The 16,805-nt window shown below is 45.7% G+C and carries 13 protein-coding genes; 12 read left to right on the plus strand and 1 reads right to left on the minus strand.

The genetic code is table 11. The features are described 5' to 3' along the window. Nucleotides 1–216: 216 nt before the first annotated feature. Nucleotides 217–1,035: an NAD(+) diphosphatase gene (gene nudC / locus BLW60_RS01435; RefSeq protein ID WP_074714127.1), complete on the minus strand. Its 819-nt coding sequence runs from the start codon at nucleotides 1,033–1,035 to the stop codon at nucleotides 217–219. A gap of 557 nt (nucleotides 1,036–1,592) precedes the next feature. Between nudC and BLW60_RS01440 the strand changes: the two genes are divergently transcribed. The 12 genes from BLW60_RS01440 to BLW60_RS17090 all read left to right on the plus strand — a co-directional run bounded on the left by BLW60_RS01440 (nucleotide 1,593) and on the right by BLW60_RS17090 (nucleotide 16,754). Continuing rightward, nucleotides 1,593–3,317 (plus strand): DEAD/DEAH box helicase, encoded by a 1,725-nt coding sequence (locus tag BLW60_RS01440; RefSeq protein ID WP_074714128.1) that lies wholly within the window; start codon nucleotides 1,593–1,595, stop codon nucleotides 3,315–3,317. A 415-nt stretch (nucleotides 3,318–3,732) separates the two neighbouring features. Further along, nucleotides 3,733–4,545, plus strand: a complete 813-nt coding sequence (locus BLW60_RS01445; RefSeq protein ID WP_074714129.1) for a sigma-E processing peptidase SpoIIGA — start codon at nucleotides 3,733–3,735, stop codon at nucleotides 4,543–4,545. A gap of 16 nt (nucleotides 4,546–4,561) precedes the next feature. Next, a complete protein-coding gene (gene sigE / locus BLW60_RS01450; protein WP_074714130.1) occupies nucleotides 4,562–5,260 on the plus strand; it encodes an RNA polymerase sporulation sigma factor SigE in 699 nt (232 codons plus the stop codon). Between the two features lie 192 nt (nucleotides 5,261–5,452). Then, on the plus strand, nucleotides 5,453–7,486 hold the full coding sequence (gene recJ / locus BLW60_RS01455) for a single-stranded-DNA-specific exonuclease RecJ (protein ID WP_074714131.1): 2,034 nt from the start codon (nucleotides 5,453–5,455) through the stop codon (nucleotides 7,484–7,486). A gap of 15 nt (nucleotides 7,487–7,501) precedes the next feature. Next, complete coding sequence (locus tag BLW60_RS01460) at nucleotides 7,502–9,796, plus strand: RelA/SpoT family protein (RefSeq protein WP_139283349.1); 2,295 nt, start codon at nucleotides 7,502–7,504, stop codon at nucleotides 9,794–9,796. Nucleotides 9,797–9,808: 12 nt separating this feature from the next. After that, nucleotides 9,809–10,450, plus strand: coding sequence for an MBL fold metallo-hydrolase (locus tag BLW60_RS01465; protein ID WP_081348070.1), 642 nt, complete (start codon nucleotides 9,809–9,811; stop codon nucleotides 10,448–10,450). After that, entirely contained in the window at nucleotides 10,440–11,918 is a 1,479-nt protein-coding gene (gene hemZ / locus BLW60_RS01470; protein WP_081348071.1) for a coproporphyrinogen dehydrogenase HemZ, read from the plus strand. Before BLW60_RS01465 ends, hemZ begins: the two co-directional genes overlap by 11 nt. After that, nucleotides 11,882–13,240, plus strand: a complete 1,359-nt coding sequence (gene rlmD, locus BLW60_RS01475) for a 23S rRNA (uracil(1939)-C(5))-methyltransferase RlmD (RefSeq protein ID WP_074714133.1) — start codon at nucleotides 11,882–11,884, stop codon at nucleotides 13,238–13,240. The genes hemZ and rlmD overlap by 37 nt, the downstream gene beginning before the upstream one ends. A gap of 2 nt (nucleotides 13,241–13,242) precedes the next feature. Further along, the gene (locus BLW60_RS01480) at nucleotides 13,243–13,722 is read left to right on the plus strand and encodes a hypothetical protein (protein WP_074714134.1); all 480 of its coding nucleotides are present in this window, start codon (nucleotides 13,243–13,245) and stop codon (nucleotides 13,720–13,722) included. Nucleotides 13,723–13,812: 90 nt separating this feature from the next. Further along, complete coding sequence (locus BLW60_RS01485; RefSeq protein ID WP_074714135.1) at nucleotides 13,813–14,769, plus strand: hypothetical protein; 957 nt, start codon at nucleotides 13,813–13,815, stop codon at nucleotides 14,767–14,769. Between the two features lie 62 nt (nucleotides 14,770–14,831). Continuing rightward, nucleotides 14,832–15,965: a hypothetical protein gene (locus BLW60_RS01490; protein WP_074714136.1), complete on the plus strand. Its 1,134-nt coding sequence runs from the start codon at nucleotides 14,832–14,834 to the stop codon at nucleotides 15,963–15,965. A 27-nt stretch (nucleotides 15,966–15,992) separates the two neighbouring features. Beyond that, nucleotides 15,993–16,754, plus strand: coding sequence for a GNAT family N-acetyltransferase (locus BLW60_RS17090; protein ID WP_139283350.1), 762 nt, complete (start codon nucleotides 15,993–15,995; stop codon nucleotides 16,752–16,754). Nucleotides 16,755–16,805: the final 51 nt, after the last annotated feature.

Genomic DNA, 16,805 nt, shown 5'->3' on the forward strand with positions numbered 1-16,805 from the left:
TTGTTTACTTTTCATTATTTCATTTTCCGACACATTCGCTCGGAATTGATTATCTGCCTAATGTCTTTCATTTTGAGCACCCCTGTGTTTTTCTTTACCCATATCATACCACAACAATAGGTATTTGTCCAATACATATGAATTATCATCGGTTATAGGTTCAATCTATAACTGTAAATAAAAAGATCCCCGAGAGATCATCTCGGGAATTTATGCTTATATTTTTCCTTCCTTGAATACCTGCATCATCTCATTGGTGAGGCTGTGGCTGTAGGGCTGGAGCACTATGTCCTCGCGCTTGACCCATTCTGCGTATTTAAGCTCGCTTTCGTCCATATGTATCTCGCTGTCATCTTCCGCATCACAGAAAAATCCCACAAGGATATCCTGAGCCATACCCCATGGCTGAGACTTGTAATACCTGATATTCTTTACCTTTACGCCTGTTTCTTCCATTACCTCACGTTCAACGGTCTGTTCGAGAGTCTCGCCTATCTCCGTAAAGCCTGCAACAAGGGCATTGTGCGCAAAACCGCTGCGGTACTTTGTTATAAGTATGCTGTCACCCTTGGTAACTCCCACTATTACAGCAGGATTTATCCTCGGATACTTTGTATTTCCGCATCTGCTGCATTTCAGAGCACGTTCTCTCTCGTGAAATGCAAGCTTTTCCCCGCATTTTCCGCAGTAGATATTATCGGTATACCATTTCCAGAGATGATATGCAGTAAAGGCTGCAAAAAGCTCCTTGCCGCTGCACTTGTCCCTGAGCTCACGTATTGTCATATACTCAAACGAGGGATAAGAACGCTCGAACTGAGTAAGTGAGATGAAATAGTTCCTTTCATCAACAGAAAAGGCGTAGACGCTGCCTATAGCGTCCATATCGCTTCCTTTCGGGAAAACTATATCTCCGTCACTGATATTTACAAGGAGCTTCCCCTCTGTGTCAAAAAACAAGACCGTATCATCATTTGTCATAGTGTACGGTATGTACTTGTTGTCCAGTCTGCTCGGATATATGTCCTGTATCATTTTACCACCCTTTGCAACATTATATGTTTATATACATTATACGCCATATTGCTTCATTTGTCAATTGCAGCGCAGAGCCTGTGCCCCCTAACCACGTTGTCGCTCGTAAACTCGCTCACTCTTATCAATATCCTTACTCATACATCGCTTACGGAACAATATGTAGGTTACACTGGCGGACTGCCAAAGGCAGCCCCTACAGTGCGTCATTTAAAGTTTATGCGTAATTGGCGGACGACCAATGGTCGTCCCTACAGTGCGTCATTTATAGTTTATGCGTGATTGACGGGAGCCCGAGGGCGGGCTCCCCTACACGTTGTTACAACATACATGACGTTATGGAAAAACGGGCGGATAATATCCACCCCTACACATGACATCTTGTTATTTACAGCGTCAGGCTCGGGACGTCGTGAACGCCGTCCCCTACAATTCTACTCTCTACTTTCTAATCACTACTCACTACTTACTACTCACTAATATAAGCTCTTGACCTTTTCGGCAATTTGTGCTATTATAGTTTGTATTGGAATAAATGGAGATAAGAAAGGATAAATATGCATTTTAATGAACTGAATTTATCACAGGAGCTTCTTCGTGCTGTTGACGAGCTGGGATATACGGAGATGACGGAGATACAGCAGGAAAGTATCCCTCTGCTCCTTGAAGGAAGGGACGTTGTGGGACGTTCCAACACAGGTACGGGTAAGACTGCTGCTTTCGGCATACCTGCCGTTGAGAGCATTACCGAAGCTGACAGAAAGTCCGCTGTTGTGCTTATACTCTGCCCTACCCGTGAACTTGCCATGCAGGCTAATGAGGAGATACGCAAATTCGCCAAGTACAAGGAGGGTGTGAAGTCCTCGGCTGTGTACGGCGGCGCAAGTATGGAAAAGCAGATACACGAGCTGAAGCGCGGTGCTAATATAATAATAGGTACTCCCGGAAGAGTCATGGACCATATCCGCAGAAGAACTCTCAAGCTTGACAATATAAGGACAGTTATCCTCGACGAGGCTGACGAGATGCTGAATATGGGCTTCCGTGATGACATCGAGACTATACTCGCCGATATGCCCGAGAACAGACAAACCGTTCTCTTCTCCGCAACTATGCCAAAGGAGATAATGGCTATCACCGAAAAGTATCAGACCGATCCTGTACATATAAAAATAAAGTCAGCACAGAAAACAGTGGAGCTCATCGAGCAGTTCTACTTTGAAGTTGCTATGGGCAGAAAGACCGATGCGCTGAGACTACTCCTTGCTGCTTATAAGCCCTCATCGGCTATGGTGTTCTGCAACACAAAGGCTATGGTGGATCAGCTCACTGAGGAGCTCGTAAAGCACGGCTTCCGCGCAGCAGGTCTCCACGGCGATATGAAGCAGATACAGCGCACTCAGGTAATGAACAGCTTCAAGAACAAGTCCACGGAGATACTTGTAGCTACAGATGTTGCCGCAAGAGGTATAGATGTAAGCGGAGTCGATGCAGTGTTCAACTACGACCTGCCGCAGGACAACGAATACTATATCCACCGTATCGGCAGAACAGGCAGAGCAGGCAGAACTGGTACTGCTTATACTCTCATAAGCGGAAGAAGGCAGCTCTTTGACCTTCGCGCCATTGAAAAGTACACTCACGCCGAGATACGTGAAATGCCCCTTCCCGACAAGTCTGATATCATAGCCATGAAGAAAGAAGCCGTAGTAAAGGAGATCACCGAAGCCGCAGCAGGTCACGATGCTTATGATATTCTCGACAGACTTGCATCAACAGGTATCGACTACCGTGAGGCTGCCGCAAGAGTTATCGCTCAGATGCTCAGGGCTGAGACTGAGTCGCTCCCTGACTTTGAAAAGGCAAAGCCTCTCAGAAAAGGCAGAAACAGCGGTGCAAAGACTGTAAAGATTGTCATAAATATCGGACGCAACCGCAGGATAGCTCCTAATTTCATACTGGGCGCTCTTGTTGACGCTACGGGTATGACAGGAAAGGATTTCGGCAAGATAGATATATTCAACGATCATACCACCGTTGAAGTTCCCGAAGCCGAGTCGGAATACATCATCGAGAGTACGGACTCTATCAAGATAAACGGAAACAAGGTGGAAGTCAAGCTCTATAAGGGCGGAGAGAACCTCGCTCGCAGAAGCAGCCGCCGTCCGGATGACAAGCCCCACTTTGACCGTAAAAAAGCCGCTTACGGCGGTAAGAAGAAGTCAGAGATATACACGGATTATATACCAAATCGTAAAAAACGCATGAAAAAAAGACACTGAGAGGTGATATAAATGAGCAGCAAACATACTCCCGAGAAAAAAACGTGGATGCGTATTGCAGTCCTCGCTATTGCAGTACTTATGATAATCGGAGCTATCGTTCTCCCGTTCCTTTAATATGCAGCAGAGCTGCGGTTTCAGTTTTGAAGCCGCAGCTTTTTCTTTTGCAGCGTGACGCTGCACCCTAACCCCGTTGCCGCTTGCAAGTTCGCTCACTCTTAACAAAGTACTTAATCGTACTTCGCTTACAGCAATTTTGGGTTATTGATGGGCGACGGTCACTCGCCCCTACAATTATGAATTATGAATTGATACTGCTCTCAACTTGCTAACGGCTAAAGGCTCAGATTTGACATATTTCTCGGACTCGCTGCATTATAATGATAATACAGGACAGCAAGTCAGGAGGTGTACCATGCAGACCATTTACGTTGATGTGCTTATTGTACTGAATATCTATGTGAATTACTTCCTGCTCCGTATTACCTCAGGTATTACCCATTCACCGCTGAAAACAAGCAGATGTATTGCAGCGTCGTTATACGGGAGCTTCTTCTCGCTCATCATTCTGCTCCCCGAGCTGGGAAACATAACAGCTCTTATTATAAAAACTGCTGCGGCTGTAAGTATAGTTGCAATTTCATTCGGTATTCACGGCAAAAAGCGGCTCATTATCAATACATTGGCTTTCTTTGCCGCAAATTTCGTACTTGCAGGCACGGTCTATGCGGTTTATTCCCTTTTCAAGCCTGAGTTCATGCACTTCAACAATGCCTGCTTTTACATAGACTTTTCCCTGCTCATACTTATACTTACTACAGCTGCTCTTTACGGAGCTGTAAGGCTTCTGAGAATATGGCTGGACAGGACTCCCGAAGGGAGCTACCGAGTGTTTATACGCAGCAGGAGCAAAGTCATTGCTGTAAACGGTCTTGCGGACACAGGCAACGGTCTTGTGGACTTTTTCAGCGGTTCGCCCGTTATCATATGCGCAGCCGACTATTTCACGGAGCTGACAGGCTGTGAGCTTGATATATCTCATCTACCACGCGGGTTCAGACTGCTCCCCTGCACGGCTGTTTCGGGAAACGGACTCATACCTGTATTTCGTCCCGATGAAGTTATCATAAGCTGTACAAGCGGCGAAAAGAAGCCTGTAGACGCTGTTATCGGCTTCGGTGATTGCGGTGGGAAAGCCGTGTTCAACCCAAAGCTGCTGAAAATATAGGAAAGAAGGAGAAAATATGAACATCATCAAAAAAATCAGAGCATTCCTGCAAAAGCACCTGCAAGGCGAGGTCTTTTACGTCAACGGCTCGGACACACTTCCGCCGCCTCTTACAAGGCAGGAGGAGGAAGAAGTCTTTTCACGGCTCATTCTCCATGATACAAGTGCCAGAAACTGTCTTATCGAGCATAATCTCCGTCTTGTGGTATACATAGCGAAAAAGTTCGAGTCTACGGGAATAGGCATAGAAGATCTGGTTTCCATAGGCACTATCGGACTTATCAAGGCTGTGAACACCTTCTGTCCGACGAAGAATATAAAGCTTGCCACCTATGCTTCGCGGTGTATCGAAAACGAGATACTCATGTTTCTGAGGAAGTCATCACAGTACCGCAACGACCTGTCTATAGATGAACCGCTGAATATAGACTACGACGGCAATGAACTGCTCCTGTCGGATATTCTCGGAACTGACGACGACATCGTGAGCAAGGGCATTGAAACAGAGGCAGAACGCGATATACTGAGAAGTGCAGTATCCGAGCTTGGCAAGCGTGAGCGCGAGATAATGGAAATGCGGTTCGGACTCATTGACGGCAAGGAAAAGACACAAAAAGAAGTTGCGGACTGCATCGGCATCTCACAATCATATATATCAAGGCTCGAAAAGAAAATAATCAAGAAGCTCCGCGTAAAGCTCGAAAGCATCTCATGACGTGCTGAGCCTTTAGCCCTTAGCCTTTAGCAAGTTTAGAGCAGTATCAATTCATAATTGTAGGGGCGGCGGTCCCTACAGGCTAAGGGCTAATTGCTAAGGGCTCATTTTTTTCGCTGCGGCTGTTGATATTTTCATATTTTTATGTTATAATTATTTGTTGTGTATATTATGCTTTTCGGGAGTAGTTGTATGAAAAAATGGACAGTCGGTATGCCCGACAGAAAAACTGTATCTTCACTTATGCTGAGCTGCGGTGTAAGCTCTCTTGCAGCCGCTGCTATAGCCTCAAAAGGTTATTCATCACCTGAGTCTGTTATGGAAGCCCTCAATGTTTCCGAGCTTTCAGATCCATTCCTCATAAAAGATATGCAGAAAGCCGCAGATACCATAAATGCAGCCATTGACAATGATGAACGCATCTGCATCTACGGGGATTACGACTGTGACGGCATAATGGCTACAGTCATACTCTATTCCTACCTTTCAGAAGCAGGAGCTGATGTTTTCTACTATATCCCCGAACGCTCCGAAGGCTACGGACTAAACATGAAAGCTATAGACAGCATAGCTGAGGAAGGTGCTTCACTTATCGTCACTGTGGATAACGGTATTTCCGCAATTTCCGAAGCTGAATATATATACTCCAGGGGTATGAAGCTGGTAGTTACCGACCACCACCAGCAGGGTGAACAGCTCCCCCGAGCGGAGGCTGTAGCTGACCCTCACAGGCATGACTGCTTCTCGCCTTTCAAATATATGTGCGGTGCAGGCATAGCACTTAAACTCGTTGCTGCCCTTGACGGCGGCGACTACACTATGGCACTTGAACAGTTCGGCGACCTTGCCGCAATTGCTACAGTTGCCGATATAGTAAGCCTTACAGGCGAAAACCGCTTCCTTGTATCATACGGTATGGAGCTTTTGAGCAACTCCGACCGTCCGTCCATAATAGCTCTTAAAGAGGTTTGCGGACTTACGGACAAGCCTGTGGACTCTCAGGTCATCGGCTTTGGTTTAGCTCCGAGGATAAATGCCGCAGGACGCTTCGGCTCGCCCAAAACAGCGGCAGAGCTGTTCCTCTGCGAAGACTGCGATGAAGCCCTGACAGCCGCCCGTGAACTGGACAGGCTCAATAATATGCGAAAGGACGCTGAAAACTCAATTATTTCCGAAATAGAAGCCATGATAGACAAAGAACCGAAGCTTATCCGCGGAAGAGTCATCTTCCTCTGCGGTAAGGACTGGCATCACGGCGTTATCGGTATCGTTGCTTCGAGGATAGTTGAGAAGTTCGGGAAACCCTGCTTCATTGCTTCCGACACTGAGGGAGAGATACGCGGTTCAGCCCGTTCATTCGGTGAATTCTCGGTATTCGGCGCACTTACTGCCTGCTCAGATGTGCTTGAAAAGTTTGGCGGACACCCGGGCGCAGGCGGCTTCACTATAAAAAGCGGCAAGGCTGATGAGTTCGGACAGCTCCTTGAAAAATATGCTCTTGAAAACCATAAGGTCATGCCTTTGGCAGAGCTGAAAGCCGATATCCCGCTTACACCTGCGGAGCTTACCGTTGAAAACGTACAGGGACTCAGTGTTCTCGAACCCTTCGGCACTGACAACGAAAAACCTCTTTTCTACATTGAAAAAGCCGAGATAACTGATATCACGCCCCTTTCCGACGGTGCTCACACAAAGCTGCATATAAAGCTGGGTTTCACTCAGGCTGACGCGCTCATATTCAGGAAATCGCCAAGTGAAACAGGTCTGGCAAAGGGCGATATCTGCGACATGATAGTCAATCTCGGTATAAACGAATTCCGCGGAAAGACCTCGGTAAGCATTGTCGTATGCGATATACGTCCTCATATGTTCGAGCAGAACAAGTACTTCGCGGCAAGTTCCGCCTTTGAAGCTTTCCTGCGAGGTGAGGAGCTTCCGCAGAACTACTACCCAAGTATGTATCCGTCACGAGATGACGTTGTAAAGATATACAAAGCTATCCCCAATGAGGGAATATGCTCCGATACGCTGTACATAAGGCTAAATGACAGAAATATCAATTACTGTAAGTTCTGCATAGCCGCAGAAGCACTCAGACAGCTGGGACTGGTCACGGTCTCATGTTCAGATAAAAAGATAAAAAGAGTAAAAGTCTCACAGAAAGCCGATCTGGACTCGGCTGCCGTGCTTGTTTCACTCAGGAGCAAGCTGGCAAAAAGCCACTGATAAAGGAGAATAGATATGACAGATGACATGAATGTATCAAATCTCATACATCACGAAAGAGAGATACCCATACCCGAATCGGCTATTCCGAATAATCCCGAGGACTTTCTCAAGGATATCCCCGATTTCAAAGACGATTTCACCATCGAAAAGATCATACAGAAGATACTCACTGACGACAAGCAGTATGATCTGAGCAAGATAATCTCGGCATATGAGTTCGCTGCAAAGGCTCATGAGGGGCAGAAGCGTTCATCGGGTCAGCCCTATATCACTCACCCTCTGGCTGTAGCCTATACCCTGCTGGAACTTGGCATGGACACGGATACCATATGCGCTGCACTTCTGCACGATGTAGTTGAGGACACAGACGCTACTCTTGACGATCTGAAAAAACGCTTCGGTCAGGACGTTGCGCTTCTCGTTGACGGCGTAACAAAACTGAGCAAGATCCCCACCTCCACAAAGGAGGAACAGCAGGCTGAGAATATCCGCAAGATACTCCTTGCCATGTCTCAGGATATCAGAGTAATGATAATCAAGCTCAGTGATCGTCTCCACAATATGCGTACACTGAAATACCGTCCACTTGAAAAACAGCGAAATACTGCTCTTGAAACTATGAATATCTATGCTCCTATCGCTCACAGGCTCGGTATCAGAGCCATGAAGGAGGAGCTTCAGGATCTGGCTTTCCATTTTCTTGACCCATATGCTTACTCGGAGATCGAGAATATCCTGGAAAACAAAAAGGAAGAGCGTGAAGCCTTCATCGAGATAATCAAGAGCCGTATCGCGCAGCGTTTCAAGTCAGAGGATTTTTCACAGCCCCCTCAGATAGACGGACGAGTAAAGAGCATATACAGCATCTACCGCAAAATATTCATCAATCATAAGAACATAGACGAGATATACGATAAATACGCTGTACGTATCATCGTTACCACTATTGCAGAGTGCTATAACGTTCTCGGACTTATCCACGATATGTTCAAGCCCCTGCCTAACCGCTTCAAGGACTATATCTCCACACCAAAGAACAATATGTACCAGTCTCTCCACACCACTGTTCTCGGCAAGGAGGGTATCCCATTTGAGGTACAGATACGTACATGGGATATGCACGAAACAGCCGAATACGGTATCGCTGCACACTGGAAGTACAAAGAGGGCATACAGGGCAAGGACAAAATGGAACAGCGTCTTGCATGGGTTCGTCAGGTAATCGAAGCTCAGCAGACCTCAGATGACGTTGAGGAGATAGTCCGCATAATCAAGACCGACCTTGATCCCGAGGATATAGTCGTTATGACTCCAAAGGGTATGTCCGTGAGCCTGCCTATAAATTCCACTGTCATCGACTTTGCTTACCGTATCCACACCGAGATAGGTCACAAGACCACAGGTGCAAAGGTGGACGGAAGGATAGTGCCGCTGGATTATAAGCTCCAGACAGGTCAGATATGCGAGATAATCACAAGTAAAGATCCCGATAAAGGTCCTAACCGTGCATGGCTCAGCATCGTCCAGACCAACGAAGCACGCTCGAAGATACGCTCATGGTTCAAGAAGGAACGCCGTGAGGAGAATATCATCGAGGGTAAGACTCAGCTTGAACGTGAATTCAAGCGTCACAGGATAAACCTTACCGAAGAACAGTACACCGAGTTCTTACAGGACGACTTCAAACGCCACAACTGCGATACTCTCGAAGATTTCTACGCTTCCATAGGCTACGGCGGTATACTTCTCTCAAAGATAATGCCGCGCCTTAAAGACAAGTACGAAAAGCAGCATGAAAGCGATGAACCGTCTGTAGTACCGCTCATCAAGCCAAAGCCCAACGGACGCAGCAGTATAGTTCTCGACCAGATAGACGATATGCTCATAAAGTTTGCACAGTGCTGCAATCCTCTCCCCGGAGATGATATCATCGGCTTTATCACACGAGGCTACGGCGTATCGGTACACACAACAAGCTGTACCAACTACAAGGCTGCTCTGGCAAGGAACAATCCCGAGGAGCTTGACCGCTGGGTTGATATACAATGGACTGACAACAGCGATACTCAGCTCCAGACAAGCTTTGAGGTAACTGCTACGGACAGAGTGGGACTTGTTTACGATATTTCCGCTATCCTCCTCGAAGCAAGAGTACCTATCGTACATTCGGCATCGAGAGTCCTCAAAAACGGAAATGCTCTTTTCGAGGGCACTATCGTTATTTCCAGCACGGAACAGCTCAAGAACCTTTTCGAGAAGCTCAGAAAGATAAAGGGCGTTATTTCCGTAGAAAGAGCCGCTATTTAAGGAGTAATGAACATGAAGATACATCATTTACAGCTCGGACCTCTCCGCGCTAACTGCTATATAGTCGAGACCTCACCGGGTCGCTGCGTTGCCGTTGATATCGGCGGCGACAGCAGACTTTTCCTGGAATTCCTCAAAATGAGAAAGCTCCGCCTTACAAAGATACTCCTCACCCACGGTCATTTCGACCACATCGGCGGCGTTGAGGAGGTACGCAAAGCTACGGGAGCTGAGGTATATATCCATGAGCTTGACGCACATATGCTTGAAAGTACGGCTCATTCACTTGCTGCGGATATGTCATTCATGACATTTACCCCCGTTACCGACTGGACCTGCGTATATGGCGACTGTTATATCAATGACGGAGAATGTGAATTCCGTGTGCTCCATACCCCCGGACATTCTCAGGGCAGCGTGTGCTATATCTGCAACGATGTAATGTTCTCGGGCGATACCCTTTTCTGCTGCTCAGTGGGCAGAACTGACTTCCCGGGAAGCAGTGCTTCCGCTATGATGTATTCGCTGAACAAGATATACCACCTTAACGGCGATTACAAGGTATACCCGGGACACAACGAGTCCACCACCCTTGACTATGAACGTGAATCCAACCCATATCTGGGACAATTCAGAGGAAAAAATGACGACTGATAATTCAAAAATGCCGATCGTCTTGATCGGCAATTCTTTTAAATACGAGATAGAAGCCACATTGAAGCTCTTCTTCAATACTGCCCGTTATTCCTTCGGAAGTGACCGCAGCGAGGCTTCGGGCGATGCATATGTGGTCGCTGAGGTCAGCGGTGATACCCTTTCCGCAGAGGTAAAGCTCCGCGGAGAAGCTCCCGTAAAGAGAAGTATTACTGTTGACGATACTCAGGACAAGGAGCACGAGATATGCCGCCTTATCTATCATATTCTCTCCGAAAAAACTGGCATTGCTCCACCGTGGGGACTTATGACAGGCATCAGACCTGTAAAAAAGGTCATTGAACTCATGCGTCGGGAGCTTCCCAAAGATGAGATATTCGCAAGGCTCAGGGACAAGTATGAAGTCACGGACAAGAAATTGCAGCTTGCCTATGATACGGCTGTAAATCAGCTCCCCATACTTGACAGGATAGACAGCTCGGCTGTGAGCCTGTATGTGTCTATCCCCTTCTGTCCTACAAGATGCAGCTACTGCTCATTCGTGTCTCACTCCATGGACTCAGCTGTAAAGCTCATGCCCGAGTATATTTCCGCACTCTGCCGCGAGCTTGAAATAATCGGCAAAATAGTTAAGGACACCGATACAAAAATAGATACTATATACTTCGGCGGCGGAACTCCTACATCTGTTTCGGCACAGGAGCTCCGCGCTATCATGGAGACTGTGGAAAAAAACTTCGACCTTGACAAGGTACGTGAATACAGCGTTGAAGCAGGCAGACCCGACACTATAACCGAGGAAAAGCTCCATGTCATCAAGGAGCTTGGTGCAGAACGAATCTCCGTAAATCCTCAGACTCTCAACGATGAGGTGCTGAAAGTCATCGGCAGACAGCACTCTGGCGATGACGCAGTAAAAGCCTTTGAGCTTGCAAGGAAAGTGGGCTTCAAAAACATAAATACCGACCTTATTGCAGGACTGCCTACGGAGTCCGCCGACAGCTTCCGCCATACTCTTGACCGCATGATAGAGCTTGACCCCGAAAGCATTACGGTACATACCCTGACTATAAAACGTTCAGCAAATCTCTTCGAGAGCGGCAGTGCAAATATCAAAAATCCTGCGGCTGAAATGGTTGACTACAGCATACCTGCTCTTATGTCTCACGGCTATCTGCCTTACTATATGTACCGCCAGAAGAATACCGTGGACAACCTTGAAAACGTAGGCTACGCTAAAAAAGGCTTTGAAAGCTATTACAATATCTTTATTATGGACGAAACTCAGACCATTCTCGGTGCAGGCTGTGCGGCTTCCACAAAGCTTGTCTACCCTGACGGAAAGATTGAGCGTATCCATAATTACAAGTTCCCTTACGAATACATCAGGAGCTTCGACAAGCTCATGGATAAAAAAGAGGAGGTGACGGAATGCCTGAGAAAAATCAAGTCTGTACAGCCGAAATAACTGCACTTACTTCCGAGGGCAGCGGTGTATGCCGCGTCGACGGAATGGCTGTATTCGTACCCGAGACCGCTGTAGGCGATGTATGCGAGATAAAGATTGTAAAGGTGCTTAAAAGCTATGCTTATGGCATAGTGGAGAAGATAATAACCCCCTCGGCTGACCGTATCGAGAACACCTGCCCTGTTTATAAAAAGTGCGGAGGCTGTCTGCTGAGACATATCTCATACGAGGCTGAGTGCCGCACGAAAAACGGCATAGTCCGCGACGCTTTTGAACGCATAGGCGGACTTTCTCCCGAATTCGATACATTCCTCGGTGCCGAGGACACCGAGCACTACCGCAACAAGGCTCAGTACCCTGTTGCAAATATCGACGGAAAGGCTGTATGCGGCTTTTTCGCTCCGAGGAGCCACCGTCTCGTACCTGTTACGGACTGCGCTTTGCAGCCGAAAATGTTCCGTGATATCCTCGACACTGTTATAGCTTACATAAACGAGAAGAAGATATCCGCTTACGATGAAGCTTCAAATACAGGCATAGTCAGACATATCTATATACGCCGAGGCGCACATTCTGGCGAAATAATGGTCTGTATCGTGGTGAGAAAGGACATCTCCCGTCAGCTTTCCGCGCTCTGCCGTCAGCTATCTGAGAAATTCAGCGGCATAAAAAGTATCATTATGAATATCAACGACAGAAAGACCAATGTCATTCTCGGTGACAAGTGCGTTACTCTGTGGGGAAATGACACTATCTCTGATGTAATGTGCGGAAATACCGTTGAGATATCTCCCCTTTCATTCTATCAGGTCAATACCGTGCAGGCTGAAAGGCTCTACGGAAAGGCTCTGGAATATGCTTCACCAAAGGGCGACGAGGTAATTGCCGACCTTTACTGCGGTGCAGGCACTATAGGTCTTTCAATGGCTAAGCAGGCAAAGAAGATAGTGGGCGTGGAGATAATCCCTCAGGCTGTTGAAAACGCCAAGAGAAACGCACAGCGCAACAATATAAATACTGCGGATTTCTACTGCGGAGATGCAGGCGAGGTATTCGGAAAGCTCCGCAAAAAGGGCTGTGCTCCCGATATCATAGTAGTCGATCCGCCGCGAAAGGGCTGCTCGGCTGAAACTATAGACGTTATCGCAGAAGCTGCTCCGAAGAAGATAGTCATGATATCCTGCAATCCTGCAACTGCCGCAAGAGACACAAAGCTCCTCAGCGAAAAAGGCTATAATGTGGAAAAAATCTGCGGCGTTGACCTCTTTCCGCGAACAGGTCACGTTGAGTGCGTAGTATTGATGTCACGAAAGGTAATATAGCAATGGTTTACGATGCTGAAAAACTGGTTTCCATTTTGCAACAAGCAGTATTGTTTCAAGGACGAAAAAATGATATACATAATATCATAGAGTACTACTTAACCGCTGGCACACCGCTTTCTTGTGAACAAATTGCGTTTCTTGAAGAATTTGGTGATATCGAAGGTATAGACAATGCAGGAGATCCGTTCAAATTCTTTTCCGATCCGTTCTTTTGGAATCGTATTAACTCAAAAAATCATCATTGTTCGCTGCTGCGAACAGCCAAAACATTTGACGAAATTGGAATGTCATATTTAAATCCACTCAATCTCCGAATGGTACGGGAAAATATTACGATGTTGGAAGTCGGCTGGATTGATATCACACATATACCTTTGCATATTAGCTCCGACGGACGGCTGTTTCGTGACGATGGACATGATTATGGAACAGTTTGCATGGATACGTGGGCTTCATTATTGATGCCTTGGGATATATAACAATAAAGTGTATGAATTTATATTATTCATACAGTGTATCATAACCAAACTGTATAATAACATAATTTATAAGAAAGGATATGACCTGATATGAGAGCACGTTTTCATCTGCCCGATTTTGCAGGACATTTTAAATTCAATGTTGTATTTGCGGAGCTTCTCGAAAAGCGTCCCGAGTATTTTCGTGAGGGAGTAGAGATAGCTTCCGTTTACGGTGTATTCCCTCCTTCTATCTGGAACGGCGGACGTACACAGGGCGGTGTCTGTAATAAGAATTTCATAAACACTGTAATAAAGACATTCAACGGAAGAGGTATACCTCTCCGCTTTACTTTCACAAACCCTATGCTTGAAAAGAAGCATCTTAACGATGATTTCTGCAATATGGTCATGCATCTTGCCGACAACGGACTTAACGAAGTTATCGTAATGTCGCCGCTGCTGGAAGACTATATCCGCAAGAACTACCCCAACTACAAGATAACAAGCTCCACCTGCAAGCGTATCACCGACGCTGAACAGCTGTGCAGCGAAGTCGAAAAGGACTACCACATCGTCGTTATCGACTATGACGTCAATCACGATTTTGAGACACTTGAGAAGATACCCGACAAAAAGAAGTGCGAGCTGCTGGTAAATGCCTGCTGCAACCCTAACTGTCCCATGCGTTCGGAGCATTACAAAGCTATCGGCTTACAGCAGATAGCCTACTCAAATCATGTCAGAAAATACCCTAATGCTCCCTTCGATACAAAAAAGCTTGTGGCAGAACACCCTGAGATACAGAAGTTTGCGGACTGCCCATGCTCGCAGCGTTCGCTTTTCGACATTGTAAAGCTGAAAAATCACATCTCCCCCGATGAGATATGGGGAAAGTATATCCCAATGGGATTTGAGCAGTTCAAGCTGGAGGGACGTACTCTCGAAACACTCAATCTCCTCGAGCACTATATGTACTACATGATAAAGCCAGAATGTAAGGATCAGGCACGTTTTGAGTTTTTGAACTGGCTTGTGGCTAATGATGTTATACAGATACTTGAATGATGAGCATATTCCGCACTCACATTTGCTGAGGCAAAATACTACATACAGGTTGGTTTAACACAATGAAAAATAAAGATCCACTGTCAATTTTATTTTTAATGCCCATTATAGTAATTGCAAGTTTTATCATTCTATTTAAAGATAAACTTCCTTCTTTTATTATCGACACACCCAAGCTGTTTGATCCTAAAGCTCTTGTTTTTTGTGCAGCAGCTGTAGTATTAACTGTAGCTGCTTCACAAATTTACAAAATTGTAAAGCATTTAGACGATATAAGGATAGTAAAAACCACAAATTACATCTTGGACTGGATAGATAATGCTAATGAAAACGATATAGCTGAACTGAAAAAGAAATATCAGAAAACCGATAGAAATGTATGCTTAGGATTGCTGTTAAAGGGAGAAAAACCTTTACATCTCTATCTTGCGTTCAGTGATGAAAGTCCGCTTTGCGATAAGCTTGGAAAAGAGTTTGAAAAAAGTTCAAAGGAACTGCCTTACGTTTATTGTCAATATACATTTGATGAACTGCATGAAAAAGTTCCGCTGGCTATAGCAGGACCTGATAATGAACCTATGTACCCCGATGAATTGGGTTCATGGCAAAGAACTCATCAAACTTGCTCGGAACGAAAAATAATTGCGAAACTCATAGATGAACACAGTGATGAACTTCATTCTGAAACTGCTGCCAACTTGTGTCTGGTGCTTTTCACCAAGTTTGCTCCCTGTGAATTCTGTACGCCTTTCATCCAGGAAATAAAAGAACGATATGAAAAAAATCTTCAGATTAAGGTATTGCATATTGATAATATAAACGAAATGCTCAATCACAAAAAAGAGCTTATAGACATCAACAAGAAATACAGCAAAACCTTGAAAAATATGGAAAAGCTGTGGCTGATGTTTCCTAAGGAAACAAAAAAAGCAGAAAAAGCTCAAACCGTTTCAACACGGGATAAAGTAAATGAAAAGCTGCTTAAAGAAATGAAAAGCATTGCTTATGCTCAGTGCTTTTCTCTGATAAAAAATAAAACTCCACAAGATATCGTAAAACAAACTCTCAAACATTTAAAACTCAGTGATGAACAGATCGACGAAATAATGAAAGATGTATATTCACAAACTTTGGACCATTCAGTAAAGGAACAAAGACGTATAGAGAAAAAATTATCCAAGCGTCAAAATCCATAACAAGCTCACTTTATAAAGAGGTAAATTATGACAGAAATACACCTTCTCCCACTGGAAGAGCCTGACAGAGAGCAGTTTATCAAGGACAATCAGGAAGCTTTCCGTTACGGTGCTCTTGAAGAATTCGGGCTGCGTGACGACCACTTTGAAGAAGAGGACGAGATAATCTCACGAAGCACCATAGAGCAGTCCATAAACGAAGGCACTGCCTATCGCATAGTACAGAACGGCAAAAACGTAGGCGGAGCAGTCATTAAGACCGAATACGACCACGGAGAACTTGAACTGCTGTTCGTTTCCCCTGCTGTCCACAGCAAGGGCATCGGTTATGCAGCATGGTGCGAGATAGAGGATATGCACCCCGAGGTCACTGTCTGGGAGACTATCACTCCCTATTTCGAGAAAAGAAATATACATTTTTACGTTAACCGCTGCGGTTTCCACATTGTTGAATATTTCAGCGAGCACCACTGCGATCCTGATGATAAGGACGGAAAAATGGCTGATATGTTCCGCTTTGAAAAGGTACTCCCCGTATCCTCCGAAGCTGTACAGGAACAGATAAAGCGCGTAAAATACTATGAGGATATAATGCAGAAAGCTCAGGATATGGACAATGTATCCCCTGAACTGCACGAAATGCTAAAGAAACTCAGGGATTATTACGTCAGTGACGCGTGGAAGCGCGATTTCTCTTCCGATGAAGCAGGACTTCTGCCTAAGGAGCTTAAACGCGGAGTCCTCTCACAAGACGGTATATACGACCTGCTTGAAAAGTACGATATGTAAACACTTTCGTGGCGTAACTGCCGCCACTTGAAAAAACAGTTCTGATATGCT

Origin of the sequence: Ruminococcus flavefaciens, assembly GCF_900108555.1 — a bacterium.
In the GTDB taxonomy this organism is placed as follows: Bacteria; Bacillota; Clostridia; order Oscillospirales; family Ruminococcaceae; genus Ruminococcus; species Ruminococcus flavefaciens_P.